Genomic DNA, 16040 nt, shown 5'->3' on the forward strand with positions numbered 1-16040 from the left:
AAAAGTCCAATAAACCCCGGCTCGTTCATTCATTGTGAACGCAGCCGGGGTTTATTTTTATAGCTTCGAAAGTGTCCGCCCAATAAGCCCTTCGAATCTTCCACAAGCAATATTGGCGTGTAATTTAACCTGATGGAAATCTCGTTGCACCACGGCTCTTCCCATACGGAGTAATGGACCTAAAATCGCTCGAACTTGCTGCGATATGGGACACCAGCGACGCAAAACATACCCGGTTCCCCTGGCATAACGACGGTGTTTGGCTATAGGAAAGTCCGGAGCTTCATTCGTTGTTGCGTGGATTTTATATTCTGGGTCGTACATAACTGGCCCGTACTGCATAAACCGAAACAGTAGGTCTGTGCCTTCTCCTGATTGCCACGGAGTTGGCCCACCCGTACCTAAGGTTTCATCGAAGAGCATTCCTTGCTGCAGCAAAGATGCTCGTAGAAACAAACCGGATTCGATCACGTGCGTCCAAATCGTATGACGGTCGATAATAAAACGGTGATCAGCTGATGCTGGGACTCGGGTTGTAATAAAGTGGCCTGCTATAGCGCTTGCGTTTCCAAATTCCTCAATGCGGCTAATCGGCGGGTTTTCCAATAGCGAATCATCATCCACCACACAAACCCAGTCTGCTTTGTCCACAATGGCAGCTATCGCACCGTTTCTGGAAGACGAGATTCCTGTTGGATCTGTTTTGGTCGTCCGAACCAGAAAATCAAACTTATCCTTGAAACGCTCACATATTTTAGCGATTTCATCGCCATTAGATTGATCATTGATAGCCACAGCCACCGGCGGGCATTCGAGTTCTGATAGCACTTTCAAAACGTCTTGTAGATGCTCGCTTGGACGGAGCATCGGAATAGCAACTCCATATGTTTGCATTATGCCTAAACCTTACGTGTGTTAGCGGTACGGATTACAAGTATGCTTAATCCAATAAAAAGACAGAAATAGGTGAACATATCACCAAGAATTGCGCCTTGCGCACCTCCGAAATATGCGGCGAGCGGCCCAGTAATTATGCCAAGAGTGACGATAATAAAGCGGAGTCTTGTTGCCGACCATGTTACTCCCTGAGCTCTTAAGAATATCGTGGGAATAGTCGAGCAACTAGCAAAAATTCGGTGCATTACTGCGAACAATAATACTGGGAGTATTTCCACAAAATTATCGCCGAATATCACAGCGGTGAGGGATATAGGCGCCAACCATATGCAAAGTCCGAATACGATAATAACGATTGAAACTGCCGCAATCATCAATGCAAACGTACGATATAGGTAGCGTGTATCTTCAAGTTTTTTTGGAGATAATTCGCGAAGAATCGTACTGCGCAAAAAGTTATTTATAAGCCCGGTTATTCCCATGATCGTAAGCGCTGTGCGGAAAATCGAGATCTGTTCGCTGTCTATGGCAAGAGCCATAACAGCCAAAATTGCGGTACCTGCGGTTGCACCGAGTGCCGCCTCTGCAAAAAATGCGGAACTTCGGGAAAAGTTTTGTTTTAGCCACAACCAGGCCTTTCCAATACTCACAATCCGCAATTGCAACCATATACCAACGAAAGCGGCCACAATGCCGCATACTAAACCCCATACCGCTAGGAAAGCCCCCGGCTGTTGCGAGTACTCTCCTACTATTAGCAACCCAGACACCGTGCCGATACAGGTAAAGAAGTCACCAGTGAGTAGAACGTAGCTCCGTTTCAGCGATATCGCACAGTACCGAACAACATCCATAATGCACACTGGTATTGCCACCGCTGCCGTCACCAGGAGAATTTGTTGGTATTCCTGCCATACAAGCCCTAAGACAACACAGATCAGTGCACCTATAAGCGCAGCCACTCCGGCAGCACTAAGACCTGCATTGAGTTCCGCTTTAGAGTCTTTACCGCGAGTGGATAATACGATAAGAGTTTCACCACATAAAGCGCGAACCAAACTGAGAATAATTTGGCATATTGCGACACCAAATACGAAATAACCATGTGCGCCTAATGTAAGGTACCATGCGGTAACAATAATAAAGAGAAAACTATTAAGGCTGCTGAATACTTGGGCAAGCAGGCCGGCTAGTGCATTACTCAGACCGAGAAGTTTGCGCATTATTTTGATTCACTCATGCTGGCACGAAGTACTTCCGCCATTTCATTGTATTTTTGCTCTAATGGACGCTTTTGTTGTAGCAAAGCCGCACGATAATTAGCGCGGGTTTCCTCGTTATTTAGCAGGGCCTCAACTTGATGAAACACTACATTTGGATCAAAACTGTTGACATTATGCACCCATTCTGACAATCCAACATCAGCAAATGCGGAGAATCCTTTACGTTCATATGCAAGGTGAATCACGTAGTGCCCTGCTTTGAGTGCCATTAGTGCTGCATGAAGTCGGACCGCTACAACAACTTGTGGTGGTTGATTTCCTTGGCGAAGATACTCCGCTGGTGAAATATTATGAATGCCCGTGAGCTGTTGTTGCACTTCTGTATCGTTATTTCCACCAACCGCACTTTGAATATAACCAACTGTGGGAATCTCGTGTTTGTGAAGAAGCTCGCCAAAGTCTTTGACTAGGGGCGGGAGCACTCCCCCAAGCGCTCGGGTAGTGAGGATAACGGTCTTATCAACTGTAGTTTCGGTATTGCGTTCGAGTGATTCAGTGAATTCTGGTGAACTTATCGCAAGGTCTGGTAACCGGATACAGTTAGCTAGTTTGATTTCCTCGATGGAGCGGTCGTCGCGAAGCATAAATGTGGATATTTTGCCGACCAGGGCCCTAAACAAATGTACGGTACCAAACCGAAAAGGACCGATGCTTTGTGGAAGATATACGCTCGGCGTTGTGGAAAATCCAGCGGCGAAAAGTTGGGGAACCATTACCAGTAGACACTTTAGGAATTCCACGGGATGGCCTGCCCGTAGGTAGCCGCCGCCAACGCCGATAAGAAGATCGTATTCTTTGAGATTTCGTAGGACACGTAGGTATTGCCTTGAATAGCCAAACTTTCCGGGCTTTGTGTTGTACACAGGTATGCCAAGGTATTCGAAGCTGGCTGGATCTGATGCTAAAAGTTCTAATTCCACAGCATTGCCGAATACCTTTTTAACTAAGGCGATAGATTCATCAACGAGTAGGCCATCACCACGGTTGTGTGCACTATAGGCTTGCATAATCAGTATTTTTTGTGCCATTAGTTCATAATCTCCTGGTAGAGCCGTGCATGCGCGGAAACACTGTTTTCCCAAGTGAAGGTTTTTGCCCATGCTTTTCCTTCTGGGATTACGCTGGTAAGCCATTCTTCATCGCCAAGGTATTGTTCAAGCGCCTCAGCGATTGCTTCACTGGTCACGTCTTTGATATAACCTGCTGGGCCGGCGACGTCGCGAAGTGAACCTCGGCGAGTGGCTAACACTGGGGCACCAGCAGCCATGGCTTCAAGCACCGGGAAACCGAACCCTTCATACAGACTGGGGAAAATAAATGCTTTGCAATTTTGGAGCAGAAATACCCGGTCTTCATTGGACACAAAGCCAAGGCGAATCGCATTCGAACTCAAAGCGATTCGGCGTTCGATTTCTTCAGAGTTCCATGCAGCTCGCCCGGCGATTACCAAAGGAATTTTTAGTTTGTCTACTGCATCAACGAGGGAGATTAGATTTTTCCGCGGTTCAATATTCCCTAGGTAGAGCAGATATTCGTTGGGGAGCTGTTGGCGTACTACCTCGGTCCCGGTGGTGGGCTTTGAGAATAACTCATTATCTATGCCATGCGGAATAATATGTATTTTCGATGCCGCCACACCAAACACTTCCTGTAAAGTTTCGCCGCTGGATTCCGAAACTGTAATAAGGGCATCCGTAAATTTCATGGCTGCTCGTACTCTACTCCGCCAGGTGAATTCCTGTACAGGGTTGCGAACTCCTTCGGCTACTGCACTAGCCACACCATGAACGGTAACCAATGATGGCCTGCGCACTGGCACTAATGGTCCAGTGTCCGCACTATAGTGGACTAATTCACCCGGAACTGGCCTCTCAAAAGCGGATTTTTGCTCGAGAAGTGCAGTAATAGGTGCTTTTGCATGGTACGGAAGCGTTCCCACCTGCCATCCATGTTTGCGGATGCCCTCTGCAATGGCTCGCGTATAGGTGGTATTCCCTCCAACATTTCGGTTAAGGATTCGCCCAGGGTAATATACTTTTTTCATACATTCCTTTGCATTGTTCTTGTTGGATGCACCGCCACTTTATAGCGGCTAGGGAGCGATTCTTGCGTCACGTTTGGCATTGCAGCCGATGGCGGTTCGGGCTCCTTGATTTCTTGCCCACGCCCCAGTGCACGCCAAATATCAAATAAAAACCAAACAATGAATATTCCAAGAAAAATTGGCACACACCTACCTAGTAACAGGTAGGAAATTCTAGGCAGTTCCAGGGCAGCAAAACACAATATTGGAACTACCAAAATTGAAATTAAGTGCCCATGCTTAGCTTTAAAATATAGCACACTTGAAGTCAAGGCAAGAATAAAAAATAACACAATGACTGGAGCTAATGTTATTTCTCCAATCAAAGGGAATATGGTGCCAGTATTAGTTAAGCTTGGATTGGCAAAAAGTTCAAGCTGTAATCCCCACCATTTATCAAAATCAGCCCCGGCGACACTATCGTTTCCAAAAGGGCTTCCAGGCAGGTTATAGAACATATAAAATATATTGTGGTTTAAGTTGTGTTCGGCCGCTAATCGACCATATAACACTCCATTATTTGTGGCAGTTGCATAATACGAAATAAATCTACTAGTAATAAATGAAGCAAATGATTGCCCCGTTTCTTCACGAACAAATGTCCACGATCGGAAATATTCTCCGAGGGCAAATAACCCGAACACTAAGGCGCCCATAACTACTGGCGCTACCCCAATAATCACAGATCGCGTGCGATGGAATCTCACCTTCCTGGGCCAAAATGCTGCAAGAAGGACCACCCAAGGCACCACCACTTCAAGAAACGCTATACGCTCTGCATAAAAGAAAAACCGCAGTAGGGAAAGTGCAATAACAAGCGCCACCACAATCTTTGAGCCTTTACCTGCAATACGTTCCCGTGCAACGCCTAGCACCACAACAATCGGACCGAATTGGGTAAGGGTAGTCAACCCAGCAGAAGGTTGAGCAACACCCTTTAACTCAGAGATTGCGCCGGGATCTCCTTGAAGGGTAGCTAGGAGTGCAGCAGTTGTAGCACCACTTTGAGCTGCTTTTACAATCCAGATTCCGTATCCAATAAGGGTGAGTAATACAAAAAAATAAAAAACTATAGTGAGCAATTTTGTATTTAGGAATCTTCGCGTTTCCTCTAGATAATCTTGCTGTGTTTTCCGCCCAATAACTCTGCCTACAATGGCACCCAGCAAAACCGCAATAATAATCCCAGCTGTTTCTACGCCTTCCACATTGGTGACGTATTTTGGGGTTTCCCAATGCTTATACTGCTCTTCATCCACGGCAAGAATGACATATAAGACCACAAGAAGGCTGATTACAATCAGCAGGTTTGGGCTGGTCCACCATGGAAACCGTGTCCGTTCGGTAGTGTGTTCGCGTATCTTGCGGCGTCTTCTTTTCATTAGTGCCCCTTACGCGGAAAAGTCCATCGCGTACTTACTGCAACCAATGTAATGCCGGTAAGAAGCCCTAACGCGGTGCCGGCAACGGGCCAATCCACTCCAGCGCCTGCACGAAATGCGGAAATTCCCTCTGGCCGCGTAGGTAGAATTCCGGTATCAAAATACAACAAGCCCCGGTTTTCTTCTAAATACTGGTGCATTGTGTCAAATACCTTTACGGACACGAGTGAACTCGTTTCAGGTTCTTGCGACGCTACCCGAATTGTAATAACTCGTGTAGAGCGGGTAGCCGTACCGGTCACTTCAAACGATTCCTCATCTACTCCTGCGTTATGTGCAAGTCGACGCCGGAAGTCTTCTGAATTAATGGCCTCCCCTAATAACAGTGTGTCATCACGGGTTTTCCCTAAGGCAACTAAACGAGTCTTCTCTTCGGGATTTTCGATATGCGGATTGGTTACCATGATTTTGGAATCCACTACATATGTAATTTCCAGGGTTTGGTTGTATGCGTACCCCGCTTGCCAGCCAAGGGCCGCAAACAATGGAATACACAGCCATATCACTACTCGGACAACACCGAGTTTCCACCCATAGGTCATAGATATAAAGCTTTTCTCTAACTCGTTGCAATTTCGTAAGTTCGAATTAACGCCTTTTTTTGATTTTCAAACGTGTGTGCCTCAATAAGAGGGTCCCAAAAATCCGCTAGCGGCATATTTAATTCAAGTTCTTTAAGTACTTTTTCTGCTGCTTCTTCAGTAGTACTAAATCGCGCTGGGCGCGGGCATTCTCTAAGCGGTGGAATATCAGCAACAATGGTTGGCACTTTTGATGATATCGCTTCCAAAATCACCATTGGAAAACCATCCCATTTGGATGTGTAAAGCAGCACGGAAAGCTCAGTGATTTTCCGTTGTAATTCAATACTATTGAGCCAACCGGTTACGTAAATACCTTGTGTTTGCAAAAATGCTCGCTGTTGATTATCACCATCACCGATCCATATGAATTTCACATTTGGATTTTGCATTCGCACTAACTTTGCAATTTCTGTAAAACGTTGGGGATCACGGTAATCATTAATTCTGCCCACCATGCCAACCACATGCGTTGTTTTTGCCTTCCAATGCAATGTGGCCGATGGGTGATCTGGCGGAAGCGCATTTGGAATAGTTACAACGGGAGTGTTGGCGCTTAGCCTGCGCAATAATTGGCTTTCATGCTCGGAACAGCCAGCGAATACCTTCGTATTTTTACTTAAGATTTTCTCCAGTGCCCGATATACCAGCCGCCTTGATTTCGGAAAATCCGGGCGCCCATAGGCTAAGGCGTGCGGGGTATATACCACTGGCGTCTTTGAGGCGAGTGCGACAATACGGCTATATACCCCCGCAAAAGAAGAATGCGCATGGATCACATCGGGCTGTATCTTCCTGATAGCGGCAATAAGATACTTTATCGCGCGTATATGATTCGTAGGCAGTTCCAGACATGCTTCACAGCCTGCTACGCGTCCCGTACTTAGATTTTCGCCTCGACGTGAGTTCGCGACAACAAAGTGCTCAATCTCGGGTGTTGCTTTTACATATCCTTCAAGCGCCGTTTGCACGCCTCCCGCTAAGCACTCTGTTACATGTAGAACTCGCATTTTTTCCTTTCTCAGCACCACAATGCGTCAGCTTGCGCGCAATAGTACATAGGAAAACTAATTAATTTTGGAGCATTTTTGAAGATCAACCTTATAAACTCATTAAATGCCCACGTTATGCAGTGAAAATATTTAAGTTTTTCACTGGAAGTATATTTCGGGTTTCCAATAAATACCTGGCTTATCGACGCCCCAACCGCACATCATCCAGCGCTCTTCAGCTGATCCGCTCTGCAAGACATGGTGAGAAATACCAGTTAAATGGACCTTGCAGAAGCCGGCACGGCACAATTCCACGCACATATATTCGACTACATTATCGCGTGACTGCCAAAACAGCGCCTCCACCGAATTCCATATTTCGCTTTGCAGAAACGTAAATCTCAATGCAATATAGCCACCTTTGCAAGCTGGCCCAATATTCTAGTAAGTAACTAATATAAAAATGGCAATAAAACACTCTATCGACTACGTAAGACCACTGCAGCCACAACCGCCAGGATCCCAAAGATCTCTGCCCCTGTAAGCGTTTGGCCAAGTACCACGGCCCCAAGTAGTGCGGCAGTCAAAGGTAGAAGCGCTAGGAGCATAGCGAAATATGCCGGCCCGGTCATTCGAAGGATAATTTGATCCAGGCTATATGGGATCACCGCACTAAGAAGCCCTAAACCAGCCGCAAGCCCGGCGATCTGCCAGAGTGGCATTGCCACCCCGCTTGTGGGCCAAAGGACAAAGATAAAAGGCAAGGTTATAATCCCGGCCCAAAAGAATCCAATAGCCAAACTGTTCGTTGAGTTCGTTTTTGCTACCTGCGCACCGAAAAGAATGTACGTTGCCCATAACACAGCGGTAAGCAACGCGAACATAACTCCATAAGAACTCGCAGACCACTGAGCACCAGACATAAACAAGACACCACTGCTAGCAAGAAGCAGCGCAAACCAATCCTGGGAATTCCTACTCCCCCAAGCCGCTACCGCAATAGGACCCAGAAATTCGATTGCTACCGCAGTACCAAGCGGCAGATATGCAATGGCCTGGTAAAAAGCCATATTCATTGCAAGGGTTACAAAGCCAAACATGGTGGCCATAGCACCTGCATGTCCAAAAAATGCCTCGAGGGCGGGACGTCGTAACGCAATTAATAGTATCCCTGCAGCTGCAATTCGGAACCAAGCGACGACTACCGGCGGCAAAACATCGAATAAACCGACGGCAATTGCGGCACCGGCATAGAGCGAAAGTCCCGAAAAGACCATCAAACCCGGAGCGGCGAAACGTTGACCCATGACCGAAAATTCTAACTACTTCGACCCATGAGTTGCCAAACTCTGCTAATAGTTCTGGTATGCCTTCACGATACCCGCAACAATTCCGCGCCCACGCTGTAGCAATGGTGAATGAAGAAGGTCGTTCACGTGCTGAAACATGCCGAATCTGCGGTATCGCACCCGCAACATTGCGGCGTTGGCTAGCCGAAGCTACAAACACACCAGACCACAGCAGAGTGCTATCGGATCGAGAATTATTTATTCAAATGGCGCAGGAAGCAGTAGCTGGGTGTGTGCACTTTACTGAACGATGTGAAATCGTCCGCCAATATGAAGAACGCTACCCCGTGATATGGATGTGCGATCAACTCCAGATTTCGCGCATCGCCTATACGCATTGGCTCGAAAAGCAATACCCCTCAAAGCGGAAAAACCACCGCGATCTTATTCCGCCAAAGACCTGGGTAAGGCTGCAAAAGAATACTAAGATACGTAAACCCCGCTACAGCACTCAACCCGCAACAAAACTATCCAAGAGTCTAGTTAGTCGACCAAGTCCCAAATGCCTCACTACGGCACTTCTAAATCCCCAATAAACAGTGTGACAAATTCCTTTTGAAAATGCACCGGGTATCCCATAAAACCGCCGGGTGTTGCATGATATTTAAGCACCGCAGTTTTTAATTGGCGCGGAGAACCAGTGAAATACATTTCTGTACCGGCCTCTGGTTCAATTTCTTCTCCCTCGCAATACCTTAAAACTTCACGGTACGTATTCGGGCCAATATGATCAAAGTAAAATGCGGATTCAAACCCACCAGAAAAGCTTTGTTGGGCTGGGTCAAATGTAAAAGTACCTCGCTCAAATTGGCGAGCAACACGGGCGTCAAGTTGCTCAGTTGAGAGTGCTTCAGCCAAAACCACGTTGGTTTCATCGCCAATACGTGTGGATCCACTAACGCGCCGAAAGTCAGGTATTACAGTATCGCCCGTTACCTTGGCATAACCGAAAATCTGGCTATCAGAAGCAATCTCTGAATGCCCATACACCCATGCATTACCAAAAATCCTTGCAGCAGACCCGACCAAAGCTTGGTCGAATACACGCGCGTTTTCAAATACCTGAGGCGCACCAAAGAGCCAGGTTTGCCCAGCGAGCTGCGCATTGCCAAATATTTGCGATTCGCCAGAAACCCAAGCCTGGTCTATTACAGATGCGTTTTCAAATATGGCGCTTGTCCCACCAATGCGCACCCTATCTTGGACACAAGCACTGCCAAATATCCGGGCACTATCCCCGACCCAAGAGGTTCCAGAAATCCGACAATTTTCAAAAACCCTAGCGCGACCTGCAATAGTACACCCCGAAACACCTAGGCTCCGAACTACGGCATTACCAAAAACCTGCGCATAATCAGCAACATTTCCCTGCACAACCGCATGACCAAAAATCTTTGCATAATCAGAAACTCTGGAACGCGCGCACACTTCAGCATATTCAAATACTTCCGCATTGCCAGAGATAAGTCCTTCGTCGGTCACCAATCCATCGTCATACACCTTGGCATTGCCTGACACCCATCCATCCCCCTGAAGATTTTCTTTACACTCAATCCAACCGCCCAAAACACCAGGCAAAACCCCACAATGGCGCAAAAACTTCAGCGCACGTATCCGGCGCAGAGTTCGACCACGGTACACGCATGTTTCACCCGTCATTTCAAAATGAGACATCCAACCCGCCCATGTGTATGTATTCCAAAACCCAACACATCATTCAGATGTGAAACCCCAACCTACCTTTTCCTTCAACCCCAGGTAGGAACCATAACCTGCGCTACAATACAAGATTGTCGGCAATTCGAAATCACGTGTGGAGAGAGAAGTTTTTACTGACTGGTAAAACCCAGGGGCCTAAATTCGAATCTTTCTACGAAAATAAAAAATTGGGGGCAGCGTGAAAGCTACCCCCAATGTCAAGTGATTTAGACTTTTTGCAATGTAGCAGTCACGCCATCGATTACAGCAAGCCCATCCACGGGTTCGGATTTAACTTCAAAAGAAGTAGCTAATACTTCTCCAGCGATAACGTCGCGATGGCGTTCAGCCCACTCCTGCTTATCCATAGGCACTCCGAGAACCACTGCAATACGATCAGAAACCTCAAAGCCAGAGCTCTTTCGAGCATCCTGCAGACCACGGATCACATCCGCTGCCCAACCTTCAGCCTCTAGTTCTTCGGTGACATTTCGGTCTAAAAGTACCAGACCTTCAACACCTTCGATTTGCGCAGTGGATTCTGGATCCGCAACAACCAAACGCTCGGTAAATTCGCCTTCCTGAAGCGTAATGCCATCGGCGACGACCGTGGCGTCGATACGCTCATACTGGCCAGCCTTTACCGCCTTAATTACGCGTTGAACATCTTTACCAAGCCGCGGACCCGCTACCCGAGCATTGACCACTACTTCAAAGTGACCAATGGACTGAACATCATCGGTAAGCACAACGTCTTTAACATTGACCTCATCTTGAATAATGTAGGCAAATGGCTCTAAACGCCCCGACTCCGGCAACGCCACCGTCAATTTGGGCAATGGTAGGCGATTACGCAATTTATGAGACTTCCGCACTGACGAAGCCGCCGAACAAACACTCCGGACCTCATCCATAGTGCGAACAAGCGCATCATCAACAGGGAACTCATCCGGGCGAGGGTAATCCGTTAAATGCACCGAACGCCCGCCGGTAAGACCACGCCAAATCACCTCAGTAGCCATAGGCAAAAGCGGTGCCGCGACACGTGTAAGGGTTTCCAATACGGTGTAAAGCGTATTGAATGCCTCGGGGTGTTCATTATCACCAATCCAGAAGCGATCACGAGAACGACGAACATACCAATTGGTCAGCGCATCACAGAACCAGCGCACCTCATCACAGGCACGGGCAATATCAGACTGGTCCAAAGCCTCCTGACAAGCCGCAACGAGATGGTGCAGTTTAGCAAGAATATAGCGATCCAATACATTAGTGGAATCGGTAGACCACTCAGCCGGCTTCGATGAATACAGCTGCAAGAAAGTGTAAGCATTCCACATTGGCAGAAGCGCTTGACGAACACCCTCACGAATGCCCTGTTCAGTAACGATTAAATTGCCACCACGCAAAATTGGCGAACTCATAAGGAACCAACGCATCGCGTCAGAACCATCACGATCAAACACTTCATTAACATTTGGATAGTTGCCCTTGGACTTTGACATTTTCAGTCCGTCATCACCAAGTACAATGCCATGCGCCACAACCTTCTTATAGGAAGGACAATCAAATAACGCTGTGGCAAGCACATGCATGGTGTAGAACCAGCCACGGGACTGACCAGAATACTCAACAATAAAGTCCGCCTGATTATGAGTATCAAACCAATCTTTATTGGCAAATGGGTAATGCTTTTGCGCAAATGGCATGGAACCCGACTCAAACCAACAGTCCAGCACCTCAGGAACACGACGCATAGTGGACTTACCGGTAGGGTCATCAGGATTCGGACGAGTCAGATCATCAATATATGGACGGTGAAGTGATGTTGGGCGCACCCCAAAATCGCGTTCCAACTCATCGAGGGAACCATACACATCTACACGCGGATATTCCTCACTATCCGAAACCCACACTGGGATCGGCGAGCCCCAATAACGATTTCGGGAGATATTCCAGTCACGGGCACCTTCCAACCATTTACCAAACTGACCATCGCGCATATGCGCAGGCATCCATTCAATGTCCTCATGGTTCAGCTCCACCATACGATCTCGGAATTCAGTGACCGCCACAAACCATGAAGGCAATGCCATATAGATCAATGGCTCACCAGAACGCCAAGAATGCGGATATGAGTGCTCGATTGTTTGATGGCGCAAAACCCGCTTCGCAGACTTTAGGTCACGAATAATATCCTTATTGGCGTCAAAGACTAATTTGCCTTCATAGTCTGGGACAAGTGACGTAAATTTGCCATCCATATCCACTGGAATAACAACTTCGATACCTACTTTTTCGCAAGCAATCATATCGTCTTCACCAAATGCTGGGGCTTGGTGAACAATACCCGTACCATCTTCCGTGGTTACATAATCTGCTGCAATTATTTGGAATGCATTTGGGTGATCTTTGAAATAATCAAAAACCGGTGTGTAGTGCAAACCAACAAGGTCAGAACCGACATATTTGGAGATTACTTTATAATCGCCAAATTCTTTTGCATATCCAGCAACAAGATTTTCCGCAAGAAGGAAACGCTGCCCAATAAACTCCTCGAGGCCACCTTCGCCCGCCTCAATAACCGTATAGGAAACCTCAGGGTGAACCGCGAGCGCCAAGTTTGAAGGTAAGGTCCACGGTGTGGTCGTCCAAGCTAAAGCATTGACGCCGCGCAGTTCCTCCGGGCCGTCGATAAGCGGCATTGTTACGGTAAGCGCAGGGTCTTGGCGCATTTTATACGAATCATCAAGCCGAGTTTCCTGATTTGAAAGCGGAGTGTGCTCGGCCCAAGAATATGGCAAGACTCGGAAACCCTGATAGATCAAGCCTTTGTCATACAGGGTTTTAAAAGCCCACATCACGGATTCCATAAAATCCAAATCCATGGTTTTATAGCCGTTTTCAAAATCGACCCAACGAGCCTGCCGAGTTACATAGTTTTTCCATTCCTCGGTATATTCCAGCACAGACTTGGCGCAATACTCATTGAACTTTTCCAAGCCCATTGCTTCGATTTCACCTTTATCTTTAATGCCTAATTGTTTTTCGGCTTCTAATTCCGCAGGCAAACCATGGCAATCCCAGCCAAATACGCGGGCCACTTTTTTACCACGCATTGTTTGATACCGAGGGATGATATCTTTTACATACCCAGTCAATAAATGCCCATAATGGGGCAATCCATTTGCAAATGGTGGGCCGTCATAAAAGACAAATTCTGGCGAACCTTCTCGTTGATCTATAGAAGCTTGAAATGTCTGGTCTTTTTTCCAAAAATCCAGAACATTGCGTTCCATATCAGGGAAACGGTTTGACCCCCCAGTAAGATCCACGCGAGGGTATACACCGCCAACAGCCATCTTGAATGTCTCCTTGCAATAAGTTTCAAATACTTGTTGCTGGGACGCACCAATGGCGCGCGGTACCACCCGGCTTGAATGTACAAACACTCCACTTCATTTTATGGGTCTATCACGGTCCCAACCGTCCGGTTCTAATAAGCAATTATGCCGTTCTTCCGGAAGCTCCCCGGTGATTGCCGGATCAACGCTGTACGAAGTATAGCTTAGCGCTTCGTACGAATAACATCCCAAATCCACAGGATAAAACCTGTTGCCGCGACCACAATCAATAAATATGACCAAATATCAGATTCAGATTGCACGGCAATAACTAGTAGCACAAGTGCCACAAGTGCACATAGAACAGCAACTGTAAGCACCTAGTGTCTCCCTTCACATGAAAAGGCCCTACAGCACTTGCTGAAGGGCCTAGACGCTAAAGATTAGTTATCGTCAGCGCCATGCGGTGCCGCAGTACCCCGAGTGGAAAGCTCTTCAAGCTGGCTTTCAAGATATGTCTTAAGACGAGTACGGTACTCACGTTCGAAGGTCCGGAGTTCGGCAATTCGGCCTTCCAGAGCAGACTGCTGCTTCTTTACAGTAGCCATAATTTCGGTGTGCTTACGCTCAGCATCAGCCTGAAGCGCATTAGCTTTATCCTCGGCTTGGCGAATTTGAGCTTCTGCTCGTTCGGTAGCTTCAAGAATCATTGCTGTGGAGTCTTGCTTAGCTTTAGCAAGCATTGCCTCAGACTTCTCAGTCGCATCCGCAACCTTAGTTGAAGCCTCATTATTAGCGCGGGCAATCGTGCGCTCAGAAGCAACATTGGCTTGCGCAACGGTACGCTCAGCTTCAGCACGGGCAGTCTCTAGCATGTTATGAGATTCCGCGCGCGCATCACTAGTGAGGCGATCTGCCATTTCTTGCGCCAAACCAAGCACACGGGCAGCCTGCAAGTTCGTATCCGCACTCGGCTCCGGAACCTTATGTTCCTCAACCCATTTAGCCTGCTTGGCTTCGAATTCGGCACGCAATTCAGACTCAAGTTCAGAGCGAATGCGCTGGCGGATTGCAGCTTCATCCACCTGCGGCACTGCAGCAATGGGGGCGGGACCGCCTCCCTGAGCGAGTTCAGCGCGGAGTTCGTCAACCTGCTGGCGCAGATCGTGATTCTCTTCGTGAAGCTGGCCGAGGGTGTCTTCCACCAGATCGAGGAACTGGTCGACCTCGTCCTCGTTATAGCCACGCTTTCCAATCGGCGGCTTGCTGAAAGCCACGTTGTGCACTTCAGCTGGAGTCAGCAGCATGGACGGTTCCCTTCGCGTGTCGTTTCAAAGCCCCGAATGAGGGGCCCTTTAGCTTCAGGGGGGACCCTAAAGCGCTTTGTTTTAGATAGTCGCAAGTGTAACCCAATTGAAACCCTTGCGCACTGCTTTACATAGCTCATTGTTCCCTGAATGCCCGTGATTGACAACTGAAACCCATAAAGATGGTGCACAAGATAGCGGGTAATACGCGCTCAACTCACTACATTTACCCCCGGAAAATCCCCCCGAATATTTTTAATAAGCCCTGTTCAGGAGGATCTGAACCAATTGAAGGCCAAAAAACAGCACCAATACTGAAACGTCTAGCGCAACCGAACCCATACGTACGGGAGGAATCACGCGGCGCAGCGCCTTCACCGGCGGGTCCGTAATGACGAAAATGGGTTCCGCTATCATTACGAACCAGCGGGGCGGACGAAAATTACGTGAAAATGATTGGATCATCTCAATCAAAATGCGCGCAATTAATAAGAAAATGAAGATATCGATGATGATCGACAACGAAATAATAAGATAGTTCACGTTATTGAGCCTAACGCAAAACGAAAGTCACCATGCGTTCTGCATGGTGACTTTCATGGGAAAAGGGATATTACTGCTAACGGATCGCGCGCTCTAGTTCGATTGTGCTAACTGAAGCACCCTCGGGAACAATGGCAAAAACTCTACTATCCAGCTGTCGCATTGTGCCCCGCAGAGCAAAACATAGACCAGAAGCGAAGTCCACAATACGACGTGGAATACCGCTAGCTGCCCCGCTCATATCAAACACAACCGCGTCTCCATCACGGAATGGCTCAGCTACAGCCGTGCAGTCATCGAAAGTTTGTGTGCGCACATAGACAATATTCGGCGCATAAGAACGAGACACCGTCTCGCGGTATGAATAGTTTTCCACAGGCTTATAGGCCGCACCACTACGAGGATCTACGGTGTAGTCGTCCTCGTAATAGCTATCCATAGGGGCGTCAAGACCGAAGAATTCCTTGATTTTCTGCAGTTGCGTCATTGTGTTGTAATCCTTTTCCGTTGTGCAACATTAC

At 47.6% G+C, this 16040-nt stretch carries 15 protein-coding genes; 1 reads left to right on the top strand and 14 read right to left on the bottom strand.

Features of this window, described 5'->3' with window-relative positions; all coding sequences use genetic code 11:
• Window positions 1–57: 57 nt before the first annotated feature.
• The 8 genes from CFREI_RS09025 to CFREI_RS09060 form a co-directional block, all read right to left on the bottom strand.
• Complete coding sequence (locus CFREI_RS09025; protein ID WP_027011927.1) at window positions 58–894, bottom strand: glycosyltransferase family 2 protein; 837 nt, start codon at window positions 892–894, stop codon at window positions 58–60.
• 5 nt (window positions 895–899) lie between these two features.
• The gene (locus CFREI_RS09030) at window positions 900–2120 is read right to left on the bottom strand and encodes an MATE family efflux transporter (protein WP_027011926.1); all 1221 of its coding nucleotides are present in this window, start codon (window positions 2118–2120) and stop codon (window positions 900–902) included.
• Window positions 2120–3208 (bottom strand): polysaccharide pyruvyl transferase family protein, encoded by a 1089-nt coding sequence (locus tag CFREI_RS09035; RefSeq protein ID WP_035111356.1) that lies wholly within the window; start codon window positions 3206–3208, stop codon window positions 2120–2122. The genes CFREI_RS09030 and CFREI_RS09035 overlap by 1 nt, the downstream gene beginning before the upstream one ends.
• Complete coding sequence (locus CFREI_RS09040; protein WP_027011925.1) at window positions 3208–4224, bottom strand: glycosyltransferase family 4 protein; 1017 nt, start codon at window positions 4222–4224, stop codon at window positions 3208–3210. Before CFREI_RS09040 ends, CFREI_RS09035 begins: the two co-directional genes overlap by 1 nt.
• A complete protein-coding gene (locus CFREI_RS09045; RefSeq protein WP_027011924.1) occupies window positions 4221–5645 on the bottom strand; it encodes an O-antigen polymerase in 1425 nt (474 codons plus the stop codon). The genes CFREI_RS09040 and CFREI_RS09045 overlap by 4 nt, the downstream gene beginning before the upstream one ends.
• Window positions 5645–6247: a YveK family protein gene (locus tag CFREI_RS09050; RefSeq protein WP_027011923.1), complete on the bottom strand. Its 603-nt coding sequence runs from the start codon at window positions 6245–6247 to the stop codon at window positions 5645–5647. Before CFREI_RS09050 ends, CFREI_RS09045 begins: the two co-directional genes overlap by 1 nt.
• A gap of 17 nt (window positions 6248–6264) precedes the next feature.
• Window positions 6265–7296, bottom strand: a complete 1032-nt coding sequence (locus CFREI_RS09055) for a glycosyltransferase (RefSeq protein WP_027011922.1) — start codon at window positions 7294–7296, stop codon at window positions 6265–6267.
• 461 nt (window positions 7297–7757) lie between these two features.
• Window positions 7758–8585: an EamA family transporter gene (locus tag CFREI_RS09060; RefSeq protein WP_027011921.1), complete on the bottom strand. Its 828-nt coding sequence runs from the start codon at window positions 8583–8585 to the stop codon at window positions 7758–7760.
• Window positions 8586–8644: 59 nt separating this feature from the next.
• Between CFREI_RS09060 and CFREI_RS09065 the strand changes: the two genes are divergently transcribed.
• Window positions 8645–9163 carry a transposase gene (locus tag CFREI_RS09065; RefSeq protein WP_035111354.1) on the top strand — a complete coding sequence of 173 codons (519 nt, stop codon included), beginning with the start codon at window positions 8645–8647 and terminating at the stop codon, window positions 9161–9163.
• Here the strand turns inward: CFREI_RS09065 and CFREI_RS09070 are convergent.
• The 6 genes from CFREI_RS09070 to CFREI_RS09095 all read right to left on the bottom strand — a co-directional run bounded on the left by CFREI_RS09070 (window position 9138) and on the right by CFREI_RS09095 (window position 16006).
• On the bottom strand, window positions 9138–10301 hold the full coding sequence (locus tag CFREI_RS09070; protein WP_027011920.1) for a hypothetical protein: 1164 nt from the start codon (window positions 10299–10301) through the stop codon (window positions 9138–9140). The two genes, CFREI_RS09065 and CFREI_RS09070, sit on opposite strands and share 26 nt — an antisense overlap.
• Before the next feature lie 251 nt (window positions 10302–10552).
• On the bottom strand, window positions 10553–13687 hold the full coding sequence (gene ileS, locus CFREI_RS09075; protein WP_027011919.1) for an isoleucine--tRNA ligase: 3135 nt from the start codon (window positions 13685–13687) through the stop codon (window positions 10553–10555).
• Between the two features lie 206 nt (window positions 13688–13893).
• The gene (locus CFREI_RS09080; protein WP_169719129.1) at window positions 13894–14049 is read right to left on the bottom strand and encodes a hypothetical protein; all 156 of its coding nucleotides are present in this window, start codon (window positions 14047–14049) and stop codon (window positions 13894–13896) included.
• A 63-nt stretch (window positions 14050–14112) separates the two neighbouring features.
• Complete coding sequence (locus tag CFREI_RS09085; RefSeq protein ID WP_027011918.1) at window positions 14113–14976, bottom strand: DivIVA domain-containing protein; 864 nt, start codon at window positions 14974–14976, stop codon at window positions 14113–14115.
• Between the two features lie 255 nt (window positions 14977–15231).
• Window positions 15232–15519: a YggT family protein gene (locus tag CFREI_RS09090; protein WP_027011917.1), complete on the bottom strand. Its 288-nt coding sequence runs from the start codon at window positions 15517–15519 to the stop codon at window positions 15232–15234.
• Window positions 15520–15595: 76 nt separating this feature from the next.
• The gene (locus CFREI_RS09095; protein WP_027011916.1) at window positions 15596–16006 is read right to left on the bottom strand and encodes a cell division protein SepF; all 411 of its coding nucleotides are present in this window, start codon (window positions 16004–16006) and stop codon (window positions 15596–15598) included.
• Window positions 16007–16040: the final 34 nt, after the last annotated feature.

Origin of the sequence: Corynebacterium freiburgense (genome assembly GCF_030408815.1) — a bacterium.
Lineage (GTDB): Bacteria > Actinomycetota > Actinomycetes > Mycobacteriales > Mycobacteriaceae > Corynebacterium > Corynebacterium freiburgense.

Coding starts and splice junctions, on each gene's coding strand:
- CFREI_RS09065 (WP_035111354.1), top strand. CDS start 8,645: ATGCCTTCACGATACCCGCAACAATTCCGCGCCCACGCTGTAGCAATG.
- CFREI_RS09045 (WP_027011924.1), bottom strand. CDS start 5,645: ATGAAAAGAAGACGCCGCAAGATACGCGAACACACTACCGAACGGACA.
- CFREI_RS09040 (WP_027011925.1), bottom strand. CDS start 4,224: ATGAAAAAAGTATATTACCCTGGGCGAATCCTTAACCGAAATGTTGGA.
- CFREI_RS09070 (WP_027011920.1), bottom strand. CDS start 10,301: ATGTCTCATTTTGAAATGACGGGTGAAACATGCGTGTACCGTGGTCGA.
- CFREI_RS09035 (WP_035111356.1), bottom strand. CDS start 3,208: ATGGCACAAAAAATACTGATTATGCAAGCCTATAGTGCACACAACCGT.
- ileS (WP_027011919.1), bottom strand. CDS start 13,687: ATGGCTGTTGGCGGTGTATACCCTCGCGTGGATCTTACTGGGGGGTCA.
- CFREI_RS09030 (WP_027011926.1), bottom strand. CDS start 2,120: ATGCGCAAACTTCTCGGTCTGAGTAATGCACTAGCCGGCCTGCTTGCC.
- CFREI_RS09060 (WP_027011921.1), bottom strand. CDS start 8,585: ATGGGTCAACGTTTCGCCGCTCCGGGTTTGATGGTCTTTTCGGGACTT.
- CFREI_RS09025 (WP_027011927.1), bottom strand. CDS start 894: ATGCAAACATATGGAGTTGCTATTCCGATGCTCCGTCCAAGCGAGCAT.
- CFREI_RS09085 (WP_027011918.1), bottom strand. CDS start 14,976: ATGCTGCTGACTCCAGCTGAAGTGCACAACGTGGCTTTCAGCAAGCCG.
- CFREI_RS09095 (WP_027011916.1), bottom strand. CDS start 16,006: ATGACGCAACTGCAGAAAATCAAGGAATTCTTCGGTCTTGACGCCCCT.
- CFREI_RS09050 (WP_027011923.1), bottom strand. CDS start 6,247: ATGACCTATGGGTGGAAACTCGGTGTTGTCCGAGTAGTGATATGGCTG.
- CFREI_RS09055 (WP_027011922.1), bottom strand. CDS start 7,296: ATGCGAGTTCTACATGTAACAGAGTGCTTAGCGGGAGGCGTGCAAACG.